Genomic DNA, 18,681 nt, shown 5'->3' with positions numbered 1-18,681 from the left:
CTCCTCTATGTGAATTATTTCACATAATAAGCATACCATGTTTCATAAAACTGTCAAATCTTTATTGGTTTTCTGTCAAAAAAATTTATATTCACGAAGCACTATATCCCTTTTCATGATATCGGTTCGATACATAAAAAAGACCTGCCAATGAGACAGATCGTCTTGCTGCTGCATGCCTGCGATATAAAGCCGGACCGCATAACTCACACTATCTTCAAGCTGTTCTTTTCATTGAAGTCCCTTTTTATTTGAAATATCTCCAAAGCCATGCAGTAAGCTTCTGAGTCCTCTTACTACATGCGTCATTTCCTCTCATCGTATAAAGAAATGCTCCCAGATGTATGTCCTGGTGTTGCGATGACTTTAAGTGACCCAATCTCGTCCCCTTCTTCGACAAGCACATCGGGTTTTGTGTGAATGTCTTTCGAAAAACTACCTTTGATTTTTTGCTGAGGTTCACCGGGAAGGAGGGAAAAGTCACCAGCAAAAAGGCGGGCATCTCGTTTCGATAAATAAACGATTGCCTCTGGAAAAGCCTTTTTCACTTCATCTAGTGCGCCGATATCATCCATATGACTATGGGTAAGAATATCGGTTTGTCTTTTTTGTGCGCAAATTCAATGATCGAGCTTGCTGCCATTTTTAAAGCAGCATCAATTAATATCAGTCCATTCTCTTCCTCAAATACATAACAATTTACCGGAAATAGACGCGGCATCAATGTGAGCTGGTGCAGGCGGTCAAAAGTTGTCACTCTTATCATGTGTCCCCCTAAAACTAATGTCGTTCGTTTTATATGAACTAATATCATTAGTTTCAGCAACTATTTTTCCATCAACCGCAATATAAATATCAATTTGCGCTTCTTTTGGATCAATTGATCTTTCGTCATACCATTCAAAATCGCCTGTATATGTGCGAAAATAACGCTGATCCCAATTCCAAATCTGCTGCCATGTTTCAAGCACAACCTCTTCAATCGGTCCCTTTCTCGTTTGAAATCTTGCATAGGTGGACGCGGGAATCTCTTTTGCATGTTCCACATGATGATCCACAAATTGTCCCGCTGTAAATAAATATGAGCCATTTTCATCTGTTTCATAATCTGAATATAGCCCGATGACAGGCGCTTTCCCGCCATGAAGCTGCTGCGCGAAAAATTGCTGCCAAAGAGGTACAATTTTCCGTTCTTCCGTCCGTTCCATTTCATTCGTTGTTCGAATAGACAACCCTTTGATCAAATATTTCTCTAATGTCACGATATCGTACATACATTCTCATCTCCTTTTTTACCATCTTATAAAAAGAAACCTGACAACACTGTGTCAAGTTCCTTTAGGTAAAAGAAATTGTTTCAACTGGAGATCAAATGCTTCCTGGACATGCTGCGGTGAGATAATGTCGACATCTGGTCCTAAATGGAATAGGAAGCTATATAACCAATCATCTTGAGGCAGGCTGATTGCTGCAAGATAGGTTCCGTCTGAACATACGATTAATTCGTTCTCATCCACCCACTCCTTCACTCTGCCAACTGATGCTTCTGTTACTCTTAGCATAAGTGTGCTTACTGAATGTGCTTCGTGCCAAGAGTCATTCCAAGGCTTCTCTTCGTTTTTGATCCTTTTCGGTTGGAAAAACCCTGAAATCGTGATGAGGTCTGTCATTCTTGTGAGCTTGAACAGACGAAAGGCTTTTTTCACACAACAAAACGCATACAAATACCAATGCCTTCCTTTTAAGACGAGCGTGTAAGGCTCCACTTTCCGAGGAAGTGTTTCTCCTTTCGCATTGCGATAGGTGAACTGAATATATTGGTGCTCTGAGGCAGCTGTATGAATGAGCTGGAGCTTCTTCTCTAAGTGGCTGTCTTTTCCCCAGGAGCTTAAATCAATGAAGATATGGTGCTGTTTTTCGCTTTCATCTGTTTGAGACGGAATCAGGGATTTGATTTTTTTCAGTACATGCTCACTTTTTTTAAAGGTGTATGCACTCGTCATGCTTTCAAGGGCTGTTAAAATGAGCTCGATGTCATCATCGGTGAATAATTTTTTCTCTAAACGATAGTCGTCAACAAGTGAAATGCCTCCGCCTGCTCCTTGCGTTGTCACAACAGGAATCCCGGCTTGATTGATAGTATCAATATCACGATAAATGGTCCTCACGCTCACTTCATGAAGTTCAGCGAGCTCTTTCGCTTGTACTTGCTTTTTGCTAATGAGCAGCATCACAATAGACAAAATGCGATCAATTTTCATGACTTTTCCTCTTTTTCATAAATGTAGGTTTTGATTTGATAAAAAAAGAAAGAATGGTAAAGATAAGTAACAGCCAGCATTCGTTTACATCCCTGCATGTGCAGGAGGAGGTTGCATCATGACACATAACGTGTGGCAGTTGTTCATTGTCGGGGTCGTCATATTGATCTGCATGATCATTCGAATGAATCGAATAAGACGCTATCAGCTCGTACGCCCGGTAAGTCTTTTGATAAGAATGTATGTATTTGGTTTCACTGCCCTTATTCTTATGACAGAAGGATGGCAAAATCACAGTATCTTCATCTATGCCGCCATTGGCATGATCTTCGGTAGCAGTCTGGCCGTTCACGCCTATCAGACGATTCGCATGAAAGAAGAAAATGGCAGGCTTTATGTCAAAACAAGTAAATGGATTGAAAGCTTCATTTTATGCTTGTTTTTATCGAGATTTGCCTTGAAATTAGTCGATCTGACAAAACATTCAATGACGAAGATTGATGTCATTGAATTGTATCAGCATATTGTAAGCGATGATGCCCTGACCATGCTCAGCTTTTTTCTACTAGCTGCTTACTATATTGTTTTTTCTTATCACATGATGAAAGCAAATAAAAGATCGAGTCATGTGCATCATGCATAAAAACCTTCCTATAAGAAAGTAGGAAGGTTCAGCGTGTAGACAAACCCTCGCATTCGGTGTCAGTCCTGCGTGCCGGTGCTCACGAATGTCAAATTCGCTCCGCTCCAGTACTCGTCCTTCCTAGACTGCAAAGGTTTTCTATCACGCTGAAAAGAAGACAAAGGGCTAAAATAAAGTTCATTTTAGCCCTTTGTCAATAATCTGGGTTTTTTATCAATCATGCTGTGCATGGTGAATCATTTGTTCAAGCACTTCCATCACATGCTGATCTTCAGGACTGTAGAAAATCGAGGTCCCTGCTCGTCTAGATTTCACAAGACGAAGGTTTTTTAAAAAGCGCAGCTGATGAGAAACGGTTGATTGCATAAGATTCAGTGTTTCCGCTATATCATTTACCGAGTGTTCACCTTGAGACAGCAGGTGCAGGATACGAATACGTGTCGGATCAGATAAGGCTTTAAATGTTTGTGAGACAAGAAATAGACTTTCTTCGTCCAGCTCCATCCGCTCCTGCTCTTGATTTGTATTCAGTTCTTCCTTCATTTCGCTTCACCTTTCTTGTCAGTCAAATCACGACTTATTCTATGTATTATCATATACCAAAACGTGCGGCGTGCAAAGCTTACACACCTTTAGAAAAAAGATTTATTCAAATAGCATTGACACTTGGTAGCATTCTTTTTAAAATGAGCATTATTTATTCATTTTTTTAGAGGAGCTGATAGGCAAATTGATTGAAGAGCCAAGACTAAAACGCAGCCTGACTGTCTTTCCACTTGTTGTGATCGGGCTTGCTTATATGGATCCACTTGTCGTATTTGATTCATACGGCATTGTTGCTCAGCTGACGAAAGGACACGTAGCTGCAGCTTATATATTTACTTTACTAGCATTACTATTGACAGCGCTTAGCTATGGGAATATGGTGAAAGCTTTTCCAAAAGCAGGATCTGCATATACATATGCGCAAAAAAGTATTCATCCTCACGTCGGCTTCCTTGTAGGCTGGACGCTTTTGCTTGATTATTTATTTTTGCCTATGGTGAATTTCGCTATCGGAAGTGCTTATTTAACCGCAGCCTTTCCCGATGTACCTCATTACATTTGGATCATCATACTTGCTATCGCCATAACGACTGTCAATGTAATCGGTATTCGGCTTACAGCCAACATTACGGCGCTATTTGTTACCTTTCAGGTCATTGTCGCCGTCACCTTTGTTGGGTTTATTATTTATGGACTCACGCAAAACGCAGGCAGTGGGGAATTATTGTCAGCCCGGCCTTTTTATTCAGCTAGCTTAGACCCGGCTCTTATTTTTTCAGGGGCGACCATTTTATGTTTTTCTTTTCTAGGATTTGATGCGATTTCGACCATGTCTGAGGAAACCATTAAGCCAAAAAAGACGATTCCTCTTGCGATTTTCTTAACGGTCGCCATTGGAGGCGTGCTGTTTACCCTTACCTCATATTTTTTGCAGCAGGTGTTTCCAAATTTCCAGCAGTTCAAGCATCCAGATGCGGCCTCACTTGAAATTGCGGAATTTGTGGGTGGCGCATTTCTCCACTCGTTCTTTTTAGCTGGCACGATGGTCGCTGTCATCTCTTCCTCATTATCGTCACACGCGAGTGCAGCAAGGCTGTTATATGCAATGGGAAGAGATCAATCGTTACCGAAGCGTTTCTTCGGTTATATTCATCCAACATTGAAAACCCCTGTTTTTAATATTTTATTAATCGGTGTTTTCTCTTTAACCGCAGTTATTGGCGAGCTTGAAGTCATTTATTCATTTATCAGCTTCGGCGCATTGATTGGCTTCACTTTTGTGAACTTGTCTGTGTTTGCGTACTATTTCGTCAGACATAAACAAAGAGGTGTACTGAACACATTGAGATATGCAATGATCCCTCTTTGCGGAACGGCCTTTTGTATTTGGCTGTTAACAAGCATCAGTACAAATGCATTAATCATTGGAATGGCCTGGCTCATTATCGGTTTCCTTTATTTCTGCTACAGGCTGAAAACAAGACCTGAATTTACGTTTGGGTATGATTGATCATAAGGTTTTCACTTGGTATCTGGTGCAGGATGTGGCATAATAAAAAGGCTGTACTTCCCTTTTAAAAGCGGGGCAAAACAGGGGTGAACTGGCCTTGAAAAAGAAAAAAACAGGATGTTTTGCCATTTCAGGCTGTTTCACGATTTTTCTGTTTGTTTTCGTATTAGCAGCCATTGTCATTTCCTTTAATCAAAAGGAGTTAAAAAAGCTGCCGATTGATACGGAATCAATTGTTTTGTCGAGATTGGATGATTACAAACCGCTTGTAGAAACAGAGTTAAGAGATCAAGATTTAGATCAATATACCGCGTTAATCCTCGGTATGATGTATCAAGAATCAAAAGGCAGAGGCGGAGATCCAATGCAATCCTCTGAATCTCTTGGTTTGAAACGAAATGAAATCAATGACCCTCAGAAAAGCATTAGACAAGGAGTCCATCATTTTTCGACCATGTACAAGCATGGGAAGAAAAAAGGCGTTGATTTGGAAACCATTATTCAAAGCTATAACATGGGAATCGGCTATATTGATTTTGTTGCAAAAAACGGGGGAAAACATTCCGAGAAATTGGCAAAGCAATACTCCAAAAAGCAAGTGAAACGAAACCCCGAAGTTTATACGTGCGGGAGCAACAAAGATAACTTCCGCTATCCTTATTGCTATGGTGATTTCACTTATGCTGAAAAAGTAAAAGAAAAAACGAAAACAGTTGAAGAAAAGATGAAATTGGCTTCATCATCCACACCATCATCGTAAAAAAAGCACTTCCGTGTAGGAAGTGCTTTTCAATTTATTGATGTTCTTTTCCGATTTCCGGCAGAATCGTTTTCGCTAAATGCTGATCCATTTCCTCATATTCATCATAATGAATTGTTTCATACAGCTCTTTTCTCGTTTGCATGTCCTTCAGTATTCCTTGCTGCGTTCCCTTTTCCATGATCTCTGTAAATAAGCGCTCATACGCCTTTGCAGCGACTCTGAGTGATGACACAGGATAAATGACCATTTGAAAGCCAAACATGGAAAATTCGTCTGCATGATAATAAGGCGTCTGGCCAAACTCCGTCATGTTTGCAAGGAGCGGTCCTTTGATATGGTTTGAAGCATGCGTGAAGTCTTCTGCAGTGATGAGCGCCTCAGGAAAAATGGCATCAGCTCCTGCTTCTACATAGAGATTGGCCCGGCGGATGACATCCTCCATCCCGTTAACGGACTTTGCATCGGTTCTAGCAATGACCAAAAGCGATGGTGCCGCTTGTTTGATGGCTTTGATTTTTGCGATCATCTCTTCTACTGGAACAAGTGACTTCCCGTTTAAATGCCCGCATTTTTTCGGCATTTGCTGATCTTCGATTTGAACAGCCGCCACCTTGCTCTCAACCATTTCTTTTGCTGCCCTTGCTGCATTTAATACACCGCCATAGCCTGTGTCCATATCCACCAAAAGAGGCAATTGAGAAGCTCGAATGATTTCCTTCGCTTTTTCCGCCATTTCTGTTGAATGGATCATGCCGAGGTCAGGCAGTCCTTTGCTCGCGCAAAAAGCTGCACCTGATAAATAGAGCCCTTGAAAGCCCGTTTTTTTCGCATAGAGCGCAGACATTCCATCGTGAACGCCTGGGATTTGAAATAAAGCTGATTTGTTCATTTTCTCTTTAAAGGCTGCGGCTAAATCAGCTTGACTCGTTTCATCATTCACGATCCACACGCTAGTTCCCCCTTTTATATGACGAATAGGTCCATAAATGCTGGTACTGTCGTTGTTTTTAATTGATTTGGATTTTGACAAAGTGACACAATTTGATCGACTTGTTTTTGTGGAAATCTTGTCTTCAAATGATAGACCCATTTCTTTTCAAGCAGCGGAATGCCTTCCTGTCTTCTTCTGCGATGACCTAGCGGATATTCAATTTCGATTCGGTCTGTCATCGTTCCGTCTTTAAAGAAAATTTGAACACAGTTTGCAATCGATCTCTTTTTCGGATCTAAATAGTCAGCTGTATAACGTTTATCTTCCTTCACAACCATTTGATCCCGTAAACGATCAATGACCGGATTTTGCGCAGTTTCTTCTTCATAATGATCAGCTGTCAGCTCACCATAGATCAGCCCAATGGCGGTAATATATTGCAAGCAGTGATCGCGGTCTGCTGGATTGTATAGCGGCCCTTTCTTGTCAATAATTCGAATCGCTGACTCATGTGTCATAATTTCCACCCGGTCAATCTCATCTAATCGATCTTTCACAGCGTCGTGCAGCATCACAGCAGCCTCTGCAGCAGTCTGCGCATGAAATTCAGCAGGATAAGCAATTTTGAAAAGCACATTTTCTATGACGTATGATCCAAGCGGCTGAGCGAGTGTGAGTGGTTTTCCTTTCATGAGAACATCTTCAAATCCCCACTTCTCTGCACTGAGCGGCGTTTGATAGCCCATTTCCCCTTTCAGCGTCATCATCGCCAGTCTCACCCCGCGGCTTGTTGCATCTCCTGCTGCCCACGATTTCCTTGATCCTGTGTTCGGGGCGTGGCGGTACGTTCTAAGCGGAGAGTTGTCAACAAAGGCTTGCGATAAAACATGCTGCACTTCCTCCTTCGTTCCGCCAAGCATCGCACAAACGACGGCACTTGTTGCCACCTTGACAAATAAAACATGATCCAAGCCATTTCGATTCAGACAATTTTCTAAAGCAAGCACACCTTGTATTTCATGTGCCTTTACAATCGCATGCAGTACGTCATTCATCGTGAGCGGTTCTTCTCCGTTTGCAAGCCGCGTTCTGCTGATATAATCACTTACAGCTAATATCCCGCCTAGGTTATCAGACGGATGGCCCCACTCCTGTGCAAGCCACGTGTCATTATAATCTAACCAGCGAATCATACATCCTATATCAAAAGCCGCTTGGACTGGATCTAACACAAACGAAGTGCCAGGCACCCTTGCTCCGTTAGGCACAACTGTTCCAGGTACAATCGGCCCGAGGTGCTTCGTGCATTCCGGAAAATGGAGCGCCAGCATTCCGCAGCCGAGAGTGTCCATGAGCACATACCGTGCTGTTTCAATTGCCTCTTTGCTCGTAATTTCTCCGTCCACTGCATAGGCTGCGATTTCTTCTAATAGCTGATCTGTTTGATTGGCTACTGCTGTTTTATTCATGTTCATTCCTCCGTTTTTCCATCATCATTTGAGACTTTTAATCCTCTTGGCCCTAAATATCGGACTCTCGGTCTAAAAATACGATTATGCAAATGCTGTTCAATGACATGGGCAGCTAATCCGCTTGCTCTTGCCGCAAAGAAAATCGGTGTGTAAAGGGAGATAGGAATCCCAAGCACGTAATAAATAGGCGCTGCGTAATAATCAAGGTTCGGATAGAGGTTTTTCTTCTCTTTCATGTATGCCTCACCTGCTACACACATGTCATACAGCGTCGTATCTCCCTTTGACTCCGTAAGCGTTTTCAACGATCGTTTTAAAAGAGCGGCTCTCGGGTCCATTTTTCTCATGTATACCCTGTGGCCAAAGCCCATCATTTTTTCTTTTGCGGCTAATTTTCGTTCAATGAGCGCAAGGAAACCTTCTGTTGTTTTCCCTTCGAGTAACATGTGCATGACTGCTTCATTCGCTCCTCCGTGTAGGTCACCTTTTAATGAGGAGATCGCTCCAGTAAAAGCGCCATACATGTCAGAATGAGTAGATGCAATGACTCTGGCAGCAAATGTTGAATTTGGCAGCTCATGTTCGCTATAAAGCGTGAGCGTTTGGTCAAAAGCGGTAATTTCGTCTTCTGTTGGAGTCCGGCCAGTTAACATGGCTAAAAAGGTTTCAGTATAGGATTTGGTCTGATCTGGAGAAATAGTGGCATCTTTTGCGAGAATGTGATAGCTTCCAGCAACAATGGCTGGCAGCTGGCCTAGTAATCGAACTGCACGCGCTTGTTGGCACGCTTCTGATCGATCATGTAATGCTTCATCGTACCCTGCAAGAGCAGATAAGCAAGTTCTCATGGCATCCATGGGGTGAGTGGTTTTTGGCAGCTTTGTCAAAATGGTTTGAATGGTTGGATGTAAGTTTGTTTGTGAGGAAATGTGTTGCTGAAATTGGTGATGTTCCATAGCATCTGGTAATCTTCCATAAATGAGCAGATAGGCTGTTTCTAAGTATGTCTTGTTTTGTGCCAACTCGATGAGGTCATAACCGCGAATGACAATTTCTTCTTGCTTCACATCTAAGTATGAAATGGACGTTTCGCTTGCCACAATGTCTTCAAGCCCCGGTTTATACTGCAATTGTTCAGTCATCATATAACCCCCGTTTCGTTCAATTGTTGTTCTCCAAACGAGCAAACGGCCAGAAATGATGTGATTCTATCGATGGGAAGATACCGTGCAAGCCGGATACCCAATTCCCATTTTATCCAAAGCGCTTCATCTTGTAAATAAAAGAACGTATGTCCAGTTGGACATACGTCAGCGTGTAGACAAACCCTCGCATTCTGTGTCAGTCCTGCGTGCCGGTGCTCACGAATGTCACATTCGCTCCGCTCCGGTACTCGTCCTTCCTAGACTTCAAAGGTTTTCTATCACGCTGAAAAAAAGAAGACAAAGGGCTAAAATAAAGATCATTTTAGCCCTTTGTCAACAGTCTAACGTATGTCCAGTTGGACATACGTTAGCTGTAGTAAGGTGAAATCATGATATACACAATGACGCCAGTTAGACTGACATAGAGCCAAAGCGGCATTGTCCATCGGGCAATTTTACGGTGACGCTCGACTTGCATCTGTGCGCCTCTAAATAGTGTAATCAGTGCAAGCGGTACAATGACGGCAGATAACACGATATGTGTGATTAAAATAAAGAAGTAGATCGGGCGAATAATCCCTTCTCCCCCAAAGTGTGTATCAGCTGTCATTGAATGATACGTCACATACGAAATTAAGAAGACAAGTGTTGTTGAAAAAGCGGCAAAGATAAATCGTCTATGCGCTTTAATGTTCTTTTGTTTAATCATGATGAGCGCTGAAAGTAAAAAGATAAACGTAAAGCTATTCATCACGGCATTGAGTAGCGGCAGAAATGTAATATCCAGATGACTAAATTTATCTGTTTTTGGCATGAAAAATAATAAAGCAATTAATCCGTTTATGGCAATTGTTAAGAAAATAACAATGCCGGTAAAATTTTTCGGTTTTTGATTCTGTTCTTTCATGTTTGAAAACCTCTCTTTTTAGTTCCGACTAAGAGTATGTTATTTAACTTTCTCTATAAAGTCAATGAATTCGCTATCTTCGTCGAATTTTAGACAAACTTGCCGATTGCCCGCATTCTAGCAGCTTGAAAGATCCATCCAATTCCTTTAGAATGGGAATTTGTGTGGTTTTTATGATCTCTTATAGGAAAGGAGCAATGGACTTGTCAATCTTACAGGAAACAACCAAAAATGTGAAGACGTTAGAGAAAGAATTACAGCAATTGCAGTTCCAAATGTATCGAATGCAAGAAAATATGAAAGATATTTCGAAAAAAGCAAAGATCATTGGAATTGATCAAGCCAAAGAAGATGAGTGGATGATCGTCTCTGCCATTGAAAGTGCTGATACTTGTAAAATCATGTTAAGCGATTGTGAAAAAGCTTTTCGCGGACAATCTGATTTTTCCTTAATTGCGGAATATCCTGAAGAAGGAAAGATTCATATTGCCGATATTAAAGGCCCGCCAGACAATGGTTACGGCTCAATATGTATGAAGCATTTAAAAGAAATCGCAAGAGAACAGAACATTCCAGTGATTACTGGTGATCTCGTTAAAAGAGACTGGAATCATGTGGACCGCTTGATTCATTTTTATGAAAAACACCATTTTGAAGTCCAAATCAATTGGAAAGAACAAAGCGGAGGAATTTATTGGGTGGACAGCTAACGACAAAAACCAGCGTATCTCTCATCATAAACGCTGGTTTTTGTCGAAAATGCAAATTTTTCAGAAAAATATGTGTATTTTGACCAAAAAAAGGGTATAATAAAAGCATCAGGCCGCCACCTGATGCTTTCTTCCAAAAAACAATAGACTACTAGTTAAGTACTTTCACTTTGACTGATTTTACGCCCCAATTTTTTGCTTGGGATTTGCTTGGTACATGTACATCGATTTTGTTACCTTTAATTGCGCCGCCAGTATCTGCTGCGATGGCTTCACCGTAGCCTTCAACATAAACCTTACTTCCTAATGGAATGACATTAGGGTCTACTGCAATGACTTTTGCATTCGGGTTTTTGTTTAAGTTTACCCCTGTTGCAGTGATACCTGAGATGCCACCATCATTTGCTGTATAAGCCGTAGCTGTTACAGTCATTTCTTTTTGACTAGCAGAAGATGATGCTGCTTTAGCTGTTTCCTTTTTAGGAGCAGCTTTTTTCGTTGTTTGCTCTTTTTGGACAGGTGCCTGTTTTCGAACAGGCTCTGAGCTTACCTGAGCTGAGCTTTGACCAGCAACACTTAGTGTTGAACCAATCATAATTATATCTGAGTTTAAGTTATTCAAAGACTTAAGATCGCTAATTGACACATTGAATTTTCGAGCGATTTTCCAGAGGCTGTCCCCCTTCTGGACTTTGTACTGCTCCTGAGTTTTCTCTTTTGAAGAGATTGTCAATTTATCACCTACATAGATCATGTCTGTGGATAAATTGTTCCAACCCTTTAGATCCTTTAGAGACACATCATTTTTTTGAGAGATTCCCCAAAGTGTATCACCTTTCTGTACAGTGATTTCCTTTGCAGAAGCTTGCTGCGCTCCAAATGCTGTTGTTGAGATTGCTGCAACAGCAACCAAGGACATAATAGTCTTCTTCATAAAGTAAATCCTCCCTTGTTAGCTTTTTATGGCGGCTAACGAGTGCTATCGTAACATATGTAAATGTCATTTCAATAACAAAACGATATGTTTTAGATTACAGTTCCTTTACATGAAACATCTCTCTCCATTGGTAAATCAGACCACAAAATGGCTCGATTCCGCACCATATCAAGGTTTTGAAAGGATAGAAAACGCTCTGATGAAAACGTGTCCAATCGCAGCGAAAAAAATTTATTTTTCTTCTTCAAACTCTTTATTTTTTCTCTTTTTCGATAAATAAACGAATTTCTTCTAAAAAAACATCCCCGTATTTCTCTCTTTTTTGAGCTCCGATACCCTTAATATTGAGAAGTTCTTCTTCCGTTTTAGGCTCCACTGCTGACATTTCCTTCAAAGTTTGATCAGAAAATACAACAAATGGCGGAACGCCCTGCTCTCTCGCTAACTTCATTCTCACCGCTCTCAATTGCTCAAATAATGCGTCGTTTTCTTGAATGGCCTCTGCTTTGATCGCCTGCTTTTTATATACAGCTTCTTGTCCTACTAACACTTTCTTTCCTTTATGTGTCACCTTTAGCGTTGGATAAGCCCCTTCAGACATGTGCAAATACTCTTCTGTAATTAAAAATTCGATGAAGTCACTGATTTGCTGGGCTGAATGTTGTTTCATTAAAGCATATGTAGGAAGCCGGTCGAAACCAAGGTCAAGTACTTTTTTGTTTTTAGAGCCCGCTAGTACTTGGGCAATCATCATTTTTCCGAATCGTTCGTTCATTCTAACCGTACACGATAAAACCATTTGCGCTTCTCTTGTAACCTCTTCACGCTCTCTCTCGTCTAGGCAATTGCCGCATTTTTGGCAAGGGGCGCTTGTTGATTGATCAAAGTAGTCCATGACAAATTGCTGTAGACACTGCTCGGTATGACAGTAATCCACCATTTGTCTTAGTTTAAGCAGTTCATGCTGATAGCGCACTTCATCTTCTGTCGACTGTTCAATGAGAAAACGCTGCACTCGTACGCCTTGGGGTGAAAACAGTAAAATACATTCACTTTCAAGACCATCTCTGCCGGCGCGCCCAGCTTCTTGATAATAACTTTCAATATCTCTTGGAATTTGATGATGAATCACAAAACGTACATTCGACTTATTGATCCCCATGCCAAATGCAGACGTGGCGACCATCACCTGGATGTGATCATTTAAAAAAAGGTTTTGCTGCTCTTCCCTCACATCGTCATCTAATCCACCGTGATAAACACCAGCTTTGATCTTTTGTTTTTTTAGGCGATTGTAAATGTTATCTGCTTCTTTTCTTGTAGCTGTATAAATAATGCCAGACTCACGGCTGTTTTTCTTCATATATTGTGTGATAAAACGGTCACTATTTTCTCCTTTGATCACTTGAAAAGACAAATTTTCTCTAGCAAACCCAGTAAAGATGGTTTCTTGCTCGTTCATGCCAAGCTGTTCACATATATCTTGGTGGACCTTCTTCGTGGCCGTAGCTGTTAATGCGATAATCACTGGCCTTTTTGACAGTTTGTTTAAGCATTCTTGAATATAGCGATAGCTTGGCCTAAAGTCATGTCCCCACTCAGATATACAGTGCGCTTCATCAATAGCGATGAAGGGGATCGTCAACCGATTAAGCAGCTGAAAGAAGCGCTCATTTTGTAAGCGTTCAGGCGTGATATAAAGCAGCTCATATTCCCCATTTTCGCATTTTTTCAGCCTTTCATTCATTTCGCCTGCTGACAGTGTGCTGTTTAAAAAGGACGATCGTATCCCCATCTCGTTTAACGCATCGACCTGATCTTTCATTAAAGAAATGAGCGGAGAAACAACGATCGTCGTTCCTTCCATCATAAGGGCAGGAATCTGGTAGCAAACCGATTTCCCCCCGCCTGTCGGCATGATGCAGACGGTATCCTTCTGTTTGTTCACAATCGATTCAATGGCCTGTTTCTGTCCCTGCCTAAAGGCGTCGAAGCCATAGTATTGTTTAAGAAGTGCTTCTGCTTGTTCTAACATCCAATTCCCTCTCCGTCATTTGTTTTGTCTATTTTAACATACATTCATGCATCTACATGCCGTCTGTTGAATTTCGTCTTTTCACAAAATAAAAAGCCATTTTCCAAAATGGAAAATGGCTTGAATCATCCTAGGAAAAGCTGCGGATGCCGTAATCTAAGTAAGAAAGTTTTAAACCACCACTCCTCAAAGTGGGTGTTTGCAGAAACGTTCCTGTCTTCCTCTCTAAGGAGGCATGACATTCCGGCTTCAATATAAAACTCCCTATTACAGCTTAAAGGTTAAAACTTAATTAACATTACGCACATCGCAGCCTTTAAACTATACTACACGAAAGTTTATTAAATTTCAAGAGATCTTTTTTCTATTAAATACTCATGTATACAAGACATTTGTGCTTGCGTATACAAGAAAAAATTATTCTGAAAAAATTTAACTTCTTCTTATCTTCCTATTTTTCCTCATCTAAATCAACATCTTGTCCTTCCTCTAATCTTTCATACGTTTCTGAATGCATCTGATCCATTGTTTCTCTATTTGTTAAATCACGCATTTGATCGGAAAACGACCGATCAAACTCATTCGGATCTTGATTGGGTTCTTCGTTCTTCTTTGCATCGATTGAATAACGTGTATATGGGACTGCTTTTAACCGTTCGTATAGAATGTCTTTTCCTGTTTTCTCACATATACCATATGTCCCGTCTTCCATTCGTTTCAGTGCTGCATCAATTTCACCTTCAAGCTGACCATCGACTTGATCCAGCGTTTGTTCTGTCATGCGGTCTAAATAGATGCTCCCATGATCAGCGATGTGATTCCCAACACCATTTGAAATCTCATTTGATTCCACCAGCAGGGATTCTTCTTTCTTTTTTGATCCTTTCACATCCTCTTTTAATTGAATCAGTCTTCCGTATAAATCAGCTTTTTGTTCTTTCGTTAAGCCCACGGTCAATCACTCCTTTCTCATTACCTTCCCGCTGCAAGGTAAATAAAAACATCAAAAAAGCTACCGCCTCTTTGGCAGCAGCTTTTTCCTTTTAAAGCGTGCGAAGTGCTTCTTCTACTGGTTTGTCCCCTTTAATTAAGTCAAAGGACTTATTTTTCACATTGGATTCTGTTAAGCTTTCCACAAGAACAATGGCTACATCTTCTCTTGAGATCTCAATGTTTTGATCATCTGGGATATGCGCGGCAGCTTCGATTTTTCCTGTCTTTTCCTCATGCAGCAAGGCACCTGGACGGACAATGGTATAGGAAAGGCCAGACTGTTTTAAATGTTCATCTGCTTTTCTTTTCGCTTCATAATAAATTTCCATACTTCCTTGCCCTTTTCCTTGGTTAGGGTCATCAGCATTATAGGAACTCAGCATAACAAAATGCTGAATGTTTTCTTTTTTGGCTGTATCAACGAGGCGTTTGGCACCTTCTTGATCCACCGCAATGGTCTTATCTGCACCTGTTTTTGAGCCTGAACCTGCTGCAAAGATGACAGCTTCCGCTTGTTTCACAGCAGATGTCACATCCTTTTCAAGATCACCGATGACAGGCGTTGCACCAAGTTCTTTTAGCGCATCCGCTTGTTTTTCATCTCGAATGAGAGCAAGCGGCTCATGTCCTTTTTCTTTTAAATAACGAATGACGAGCCTGCCTGTATGTCCATTTGCTCCAGCAACTAATACTTTCATTGTTCATTCTCCTTTCTGTGTCTGTTTCATCTTTATCCTTTTTTGCTATCATTCAAACACCTAAACAAAAAAAGCCCTTCCCATCAAATATCGGAAAGGGCTCAGGCAATGTACGATCTATTAAAATAAGTAGAATGAGAAAAGTGCATGTGATCTATGTAATCGCAACGTTGATCAGCAAAGATGTTTTGTTAAAATGGCTTGCACATCACTCAAATCTGTATCTTTAGAAAAATCGAGTTCAAATACTTTTGAGCTTGTGACGAGCAGCATACCTGTGTCCTGATCAAACACGCCAGCTTCTTGAATGGCAAAACTTTCAATTGATCGATACGGCAAGGAGACCCTGACTTTCTTCTTAGAAAATACGCGGTTATCGCCAAAGATCAGTCGTTTATTGGTGAAACAAATTTGGTCGTGACGCAGTCTGTAAACAGCCTCAATTCTTTCCCCTTCAATCAATAAGGATTCGAATTTTTTATGATCATTTTGTTTACTGACAGAAAAAATACCCACGTAAACCCCCTCTTCCTGCATCAAATTCCTTTATGACAAAACGGCCACACGGCTCTGTGGGTACGTTTTATTCTCACTTATAGAATACGCTATAAATGGTTGTTATTCCATTACGAATAGATTAAATTTCATTTAACTTTTTCTTTTTGATCCGATACTCTTTCCTCTACTTATTTAGACTGTTAAAGCAGGAAAAAAGTTTCAGGTTTTTGCTAGAAAAAATGCTTAATCATGCCATAAAAAAACAGTGATTGTCTAAAATCACTGCCAGATTAAAGAGAAAGTGGGGGTTTTCAAGACAAGGTGTCAACAAAGCCCTCATTTTTGTCTTTTCAACTGTTCACGAAACGATATATGGTGTTTTTTGCTTTCGTTACATTCAATATACGGTGTATCTAGACCTTCAAAAAAACTGTCGAGATTTTCTCGACAGCCTGACAGTGATTGTCTAAAATCACTGTTTTAGATGGCTATTCATCTTTTGGTGTATCAATGGTTCCCTCGGCATACACATCAGAAATCTGTTCAAGCGTAATCGCCATATCAGCATCCTCGTTATCGTGCCAAGCATGTTGGTTTTTCTGCTCGTCTGTTTGCTGCTTTTTCATCATCATCACCCTTTACTATTTTTCTTAGTATGAGCGATGATTCTCAAAATCATTCAGCAGAAATATCTTCGAAATACTCCTTGTAATACCCGCCTACTTTACCCGTATTATCAACAACGAAGAGAAATTCTTCTGTTTCATTTTTCACTTCATATGTGCTTCCAACCGTTAATGCCCGGTCGACCATATATTTTTTCGCATTCGTATGTACACATTTTACTTGTTTTAACGTTTGAGCCGTTTGCCAGTTTTGATGGATCATGATATAAAAACTCCTTTTTTCATCTATACATTTATTGTAGCCAATTTTTCATGAAATGCAATGAGTGTTATAGATTGCTTTCAAACATGTCGTGTAATATGATGAGTGTATACGTTTACATACGTGTGCGTATAAAGATTTAATTGCTTCATGTCCACTTTTTTCACCTAGAACTCGCAGAACAACCCATATCTTTAAGGAGGTTTGTTTATTTATGAGCTCTACAACACTTCAAATTAGTTCAAAACTCGAATCTTTTCTCCAAGGGACAAAAAAACTCTACATCAACGGCCAGTTTGTCACAAGTCACGATAATAAAACCTTTTCTACCCCTAACCCAGCCACAGGCGAAACCCTTATTGATGTATATGAAGCAGGTGCGAAAGATATTGATGAGGCAGTGAAAGCTGCTAAAAAAGCCTTTCATGGTCCTTGGCGCTCAATGTCTGCCGCTGAACGCGCTCGGCTTATGTTTAAGCTTGCAGATTTAATGGAAGAAAACCAAGAAGAACTTGCTCAGCTTGAAACACTTGATAACGGAAAACCAATTAATGAAACAACAAATGCGGATGTCCCTCTCGCCATTGAGCACATGCGCTATTACGCAGGCTGGACCACAAAAATGACTGGACAAACCATTCCTGTCAGTCAGGGATATTTTAATTATACCCGCCATGAGCCTGTTGGCGTTGTGGGACAAATCATTCCTTGGAACTTCCCGCTGCTGATGGCCATGTGGAAAATGGGTGCTGCCCTCGCAACAGGCTGCACTATCGTTTTAAAACCAGCAGAACAAACACCACTCTCTGCTCTTTATTTAGCTGAATTAGTGGATAAAGCCGGCTTCCCAGAAGGCGTGATTAACATCGTTCCTGGATTCGGTGAAACAGCCGGGAATGCACTTACCGATCACCCTGATGTCAACAAGCTAGCCTTCACAGGATCAACAAGTGTTGGGAAATTAATCATGGAGAAAGCCGCTAAATCCATTAAACGCGTCACATTAGAACTTGGCGGAAAATCACCAAACATTATTTTACCAGATGCAGATTTAAAGAAAGCCATTCCAGGTGCTTTAAACGGCGTCATGTTTAACCAAGGCCAGGTATGCTGTGCAGGTTCACGGGTCTTTGTTCACCGGAGCCAATACGATGAAGTGGTCGATCAAATGGCCAAATATGCGACATCACTTAAGCAAGGCGCCGGTCTCCATCAAGATACGCAAATCGGACCTCTTGTGAGTAAAGAGCAGCACGAACGCGTATTAGGCTATATCGAAAAAGGGAAATCAGAAGGTGCAACAGCCGTTGTCGGTGGTGATTGCCCTTATGAAGCAGGCTACTTCGTCTCTCCTACTGTTTTTAAGGATGTAGAAGATGACATGACCATCGCTAAGGAAGAAATTTTCGGACCTGTCTTATCCGCAATTCCTTATGATTCCATTGATGAAGTGGTCGAACGGGCCAATCAATCTGACTATGGATTAGCCGCAGGACTTTGGACAGAAAACTTAAAGCATGCCCATGATATTGCTGCACGTCTTGAAGCAGGAACGATTTGGGTCAACTGCTATAATGTCTTTGATGCCGCCTCCCCGTTTGGAGGATATAAGCAGTCAGGCCTTGGTAGAGAAATGGGATCATACGCCCTTAACAACTATACAGAAGTCAAAAGTGTGTGGATTAATCTCCAAGACTAATGACGTAAAAAAAGTCGGTGACCATGTCATCGGCTTTTTTGTGAT

General features: G+C 41.0%; 19 protein-coding genes, 1 other RNA gene and 1 pseudogene. 5 read left to right on the top strand and 16 right to left on the bottom strand.

Annotated elements, in window-relative coordinates; all coding sequences use genetic code 11:
- Positions 1-311: 311 nt before the first annotated feature.
- From ACSLGF_RS09870 to ACSLGF_RS09860, 3 genes and pseudogenes are all read right to left on the bottom strand, one after another.
- Positions 312-763: pseudogene (locus tag ACSLGF_RS09870) on the bottom strand (MBL fold metallo-hydrolase); the annotation flags it as partial.
- Positions 744-1,274: a GyrI-like domain-containing protein gene (locus ACSLGF_RS09865; protein ID WP_456004845.1), complete on the bottom strand. Its 531-nt coding sequence runs from the start codon at positions 1,272-1,274 to the stop codon at positions 744-746. The gene ACSLGF_RS09865 and the pseudogene ACSLGF_RS09870, both read right to left, overlap by 20 nt.
- A 54-nt stretch (positions 1,275-1,328) precedes the next feature.
- Complete coding sequence (locus ACSLGF_RS09860) at positions 1,329-2,261, bottom strand: helix-turn-helix transcriptional regulator (RefSeq protein ID WP_456004842.1); 933 nt, start codon at positions 2,259-2,261, stop codon at positions 1,329-1,331.
- Between the two features lie 118 nt (positions 2,262-2,379).
- Here ACSLGF_RS09860 and ACSLGF_RS09855 point away from each other — a divergent pair, with 118 nt between their 5' ends.
- Positions 2,380-2,904 carry a mother cell-specific membrane sporulation protein gene (locus tag ACSLGF_RS09855; protein ID WP_456004839.1) on the top strand — a complete coding sequence of 175 codons (525 nt, stop codon included), beginning with the start codon at positions 2,380-2,382 and terminating at the stop codon, positions 2,902-2,904.
- A gap of 213 nt (positions 2,905-3,117) precedes the next feature.
- Here the strand turns inward: ACSLGF_RS09855 and czrA are convergent, their stop codons facing one another.
- Entirely contained in the window at positions 3,118-3,447 is a 330-nt protein-coding gene (gene czrA / locus ACSLGF_RS09850) for a Zn(II)-responsive metalloregulatory transcriptional repressor CzrA (RefSeq protein ID WP_007500691.1), read from the bottom strand.
- 187 nt (positions 3,448-3,634) lie between these two features.
- On the opposite strand from czrA, the gene ACSLGF_RS09845 reads away from it, so the two are divergent.
- Together ACSLGF_RS09845 and ACSLGF_RS09840 are read left to right on the top strand one after the other, a co-directional pair.
- Complete coding sequence (locus ACSLGF_RS09845) at positions 3,635-4,960, top strand: APC family permease (RefSeq protein WP_456004837.1); 1,326 nt, start codon at positions 3,635-3,637, stop codon at positions 4,958-4,960.
- A gap of 97 nt (positions 4,961-5,057) precedes the next feature.
- Entirely contained in the window at positions 5,058-5,720 is a 663-nt protein-coding gene (locus ACSLGF_RS09840; protein WP_456004834.1) for a lysozyme family protein, read from the top strand.
- A 34-nt stretch (positions 5,721-5,754) separates the two neighbouring features.
- Here the strand turns inward: ACSLGF_RS09840 and prpB are convergent, their stop codons facing one another.
- The 4 genes from prpB to ACSLGF_RS09820 form a co-directional block, all read right to left on the bottom strand.
- The gene (gene prpB / locus ACSLGF_RS09835; protein ID WP_456004832.1) at positions 5,755-6,672 is read right to left on the bottom strand and encodes a methylisocitrate lyase; all 918 of its coding nucleotides are present in this window, start codon (positions 6,670-6,672) and stop codon (positions 5,755-5,757) included.
- Between the two features lie 14 nt (positions 6,673-6,686).
- Positions 6,687-8,123, bottom strand: a complete 1,437-nt coding sequence (locus ACSLGF_RS09830) for a bifunctional 2-methylcitrate dehydratase/aconitate hydratase (RefSeq protein WP_456004830.1) — start codon at positions 8,121-8,123, stop codon at positions 6,687-6,689.
- 2 nt (positions 8,124-8,125) lie between these two features.
- On the bottom strand, positions 8,126-9,268 hold the full coding sequence (gene mmgD, locus ACSLGF_RS09825) for a citrate synthase (protein ID WP_456004827.1): 1,143 nt from the start codon (positions 9,266-9,268) through the stop codon (positions 8,126-8,128).
- 370 nt (positions 9,269-9,638) lie between these two features.
- Positions 9,639-10,178, bottom strand: a complete 540-nt coding sequence (locus tag ACSLGF_RS09820) for a DUF420 domain-containing protein (RefSeq protein ID WP_456004825.1) — start codon at positions 10,176-10,178, stop codon at positions 9,639-9,641.
- Positions 10,179-10,381: 203 nt separating this feature from the next.
- Here ACSLGF_RS09820 and ACSLGF_RS09815 point away from each other — a divergent pair, with 203 nt between their 5' ends.
- Entirely contained in the window at positions 10,382-10,888 is a 507-nt protein-coding gene (locus tag ACSLGF_RS09815) for a GNAT family N-acetyltransferase (RefSeq protein WP_456004824.1), read from the top strand.
- A 151-nt stretch (positions 10,889-11,039) separates the two neighbouring features.
- On the opposite strand, the gene ACSLGF_RS09810 is transcribed toward ACSLGF_RS09815, so the two are convergent.
- From ACSLGF_RS09810 to ACSLGF_RS09775, 8 genes are all read right to left on the bottom strand, one after another.
- Complete coding sequence (locus tag ACSLGF_RS09810; RefSeq protein WP_456004822.1) at positions 11,040-11,822, bottom strand: LysM peptidoglycan-binding domain-containing protein; 783 nt, start codon at positions 11,820-11,822, stop codon at positions 11,040-11,042.
- A 256-nt stretch (positions 11,823-12,078) separates the two neighbouring features.
- On the bottom strand, positions 12,079-13,860 hold the full coding sequence (gene recQ, locus ACSLGF_RS09805; RefSeq protein ID WP_456004819.1) for a DNA helicase RecQ: 1,782 nt from the start codon (positions 13,858-13,860) through the stop codon (positions 12,079-12,081).
- A gap of 133 nt (positions 13,861-13,993) precedes the next feature.
- A non-coding RNA gene (ssrS, locus tag ACSLGF_RS09800) (6S RNA) lies at positions 13,994-14,179 on the bottom strand.
- 132 nt (positions 14,180-14,311) lie between these two features.
- Positions 14,312-14,812, bottom strand: coding sequence for a TraR/DksA family transcriptional regulator (locus ACSLGF_RS09795; protein ID WP_456004817.1), 501 nt, complete (start codon positions 14,810-14,812; stop codon positions 14,312-14,314).
- Between the two features lie 91 nt (positions 14,813-14,903).
- Entirely contained in the window at positions 14,904-15,551 is a 648-nt protein-coding gene (locus ACSLGF_RS09790; RefSeq protein WP_456004815.1) for an SDR family oxidoreductase, read from the bottom strand.
- A gap of 174 nt (positions 15,552-15,725) precedes the next feature.
- Entirely contained in the window at positions 15,726-16,067 is a 342-nt protein-coding gene (locus ACSLGF_RS09785; protein WP_008346505.1) for a PH domain-containing protein, read from the bottom strand.
- Between the two features lie 470 nt (positions 16,068-16,537).
- Entirely contained in the window at positions 16,538-16,675 is a 138-nt protein-coding gene (locus tag ACSLGF_RS09780; protein WP_223251603.1) for a DUF4025 domain-containing protein, read from the bottom strand.
- 49 nt (positions 16,676-16,724) lie between these two features.
- Complete coding sequence (locus ACSLGF_RS09775) at positions 16,725-16,937, bottom strand: DUF6501 family protein (RefSeq protein WP_024422683.1); 213 nt, start codon at positions 16,935-16,937, stop codon at positions 16,725-16,727.
- A gap of 214 nt (positions 16,938-17,151) precedes the next feature.
- Here ACSLGF_RS09775 and ACSLGF_RS09770 point away from each other — a divergent pair, with 214 nt between their 5' ends.
- A complete protein-coding gene (locus ACSLGF_RS09770) occupies positions 17,152-18,636 on the top strand; it encodes an aldehyde dehydrogenase family protein (RefSeq protein WP_456004811.1) in 1,485 nt (494 codons plus the stop codon).
- Positions 18,637-18,681: the final 45 nt, after the last annotated feature.

Source organism: Bacillus sp. A015, assembly GCF_053851875.1.
The sequence above is the reverse complement of the archived record's forward strand: the minus strand, read 5'-3'. Positions and strand labels throughout refer to the sequence as shown.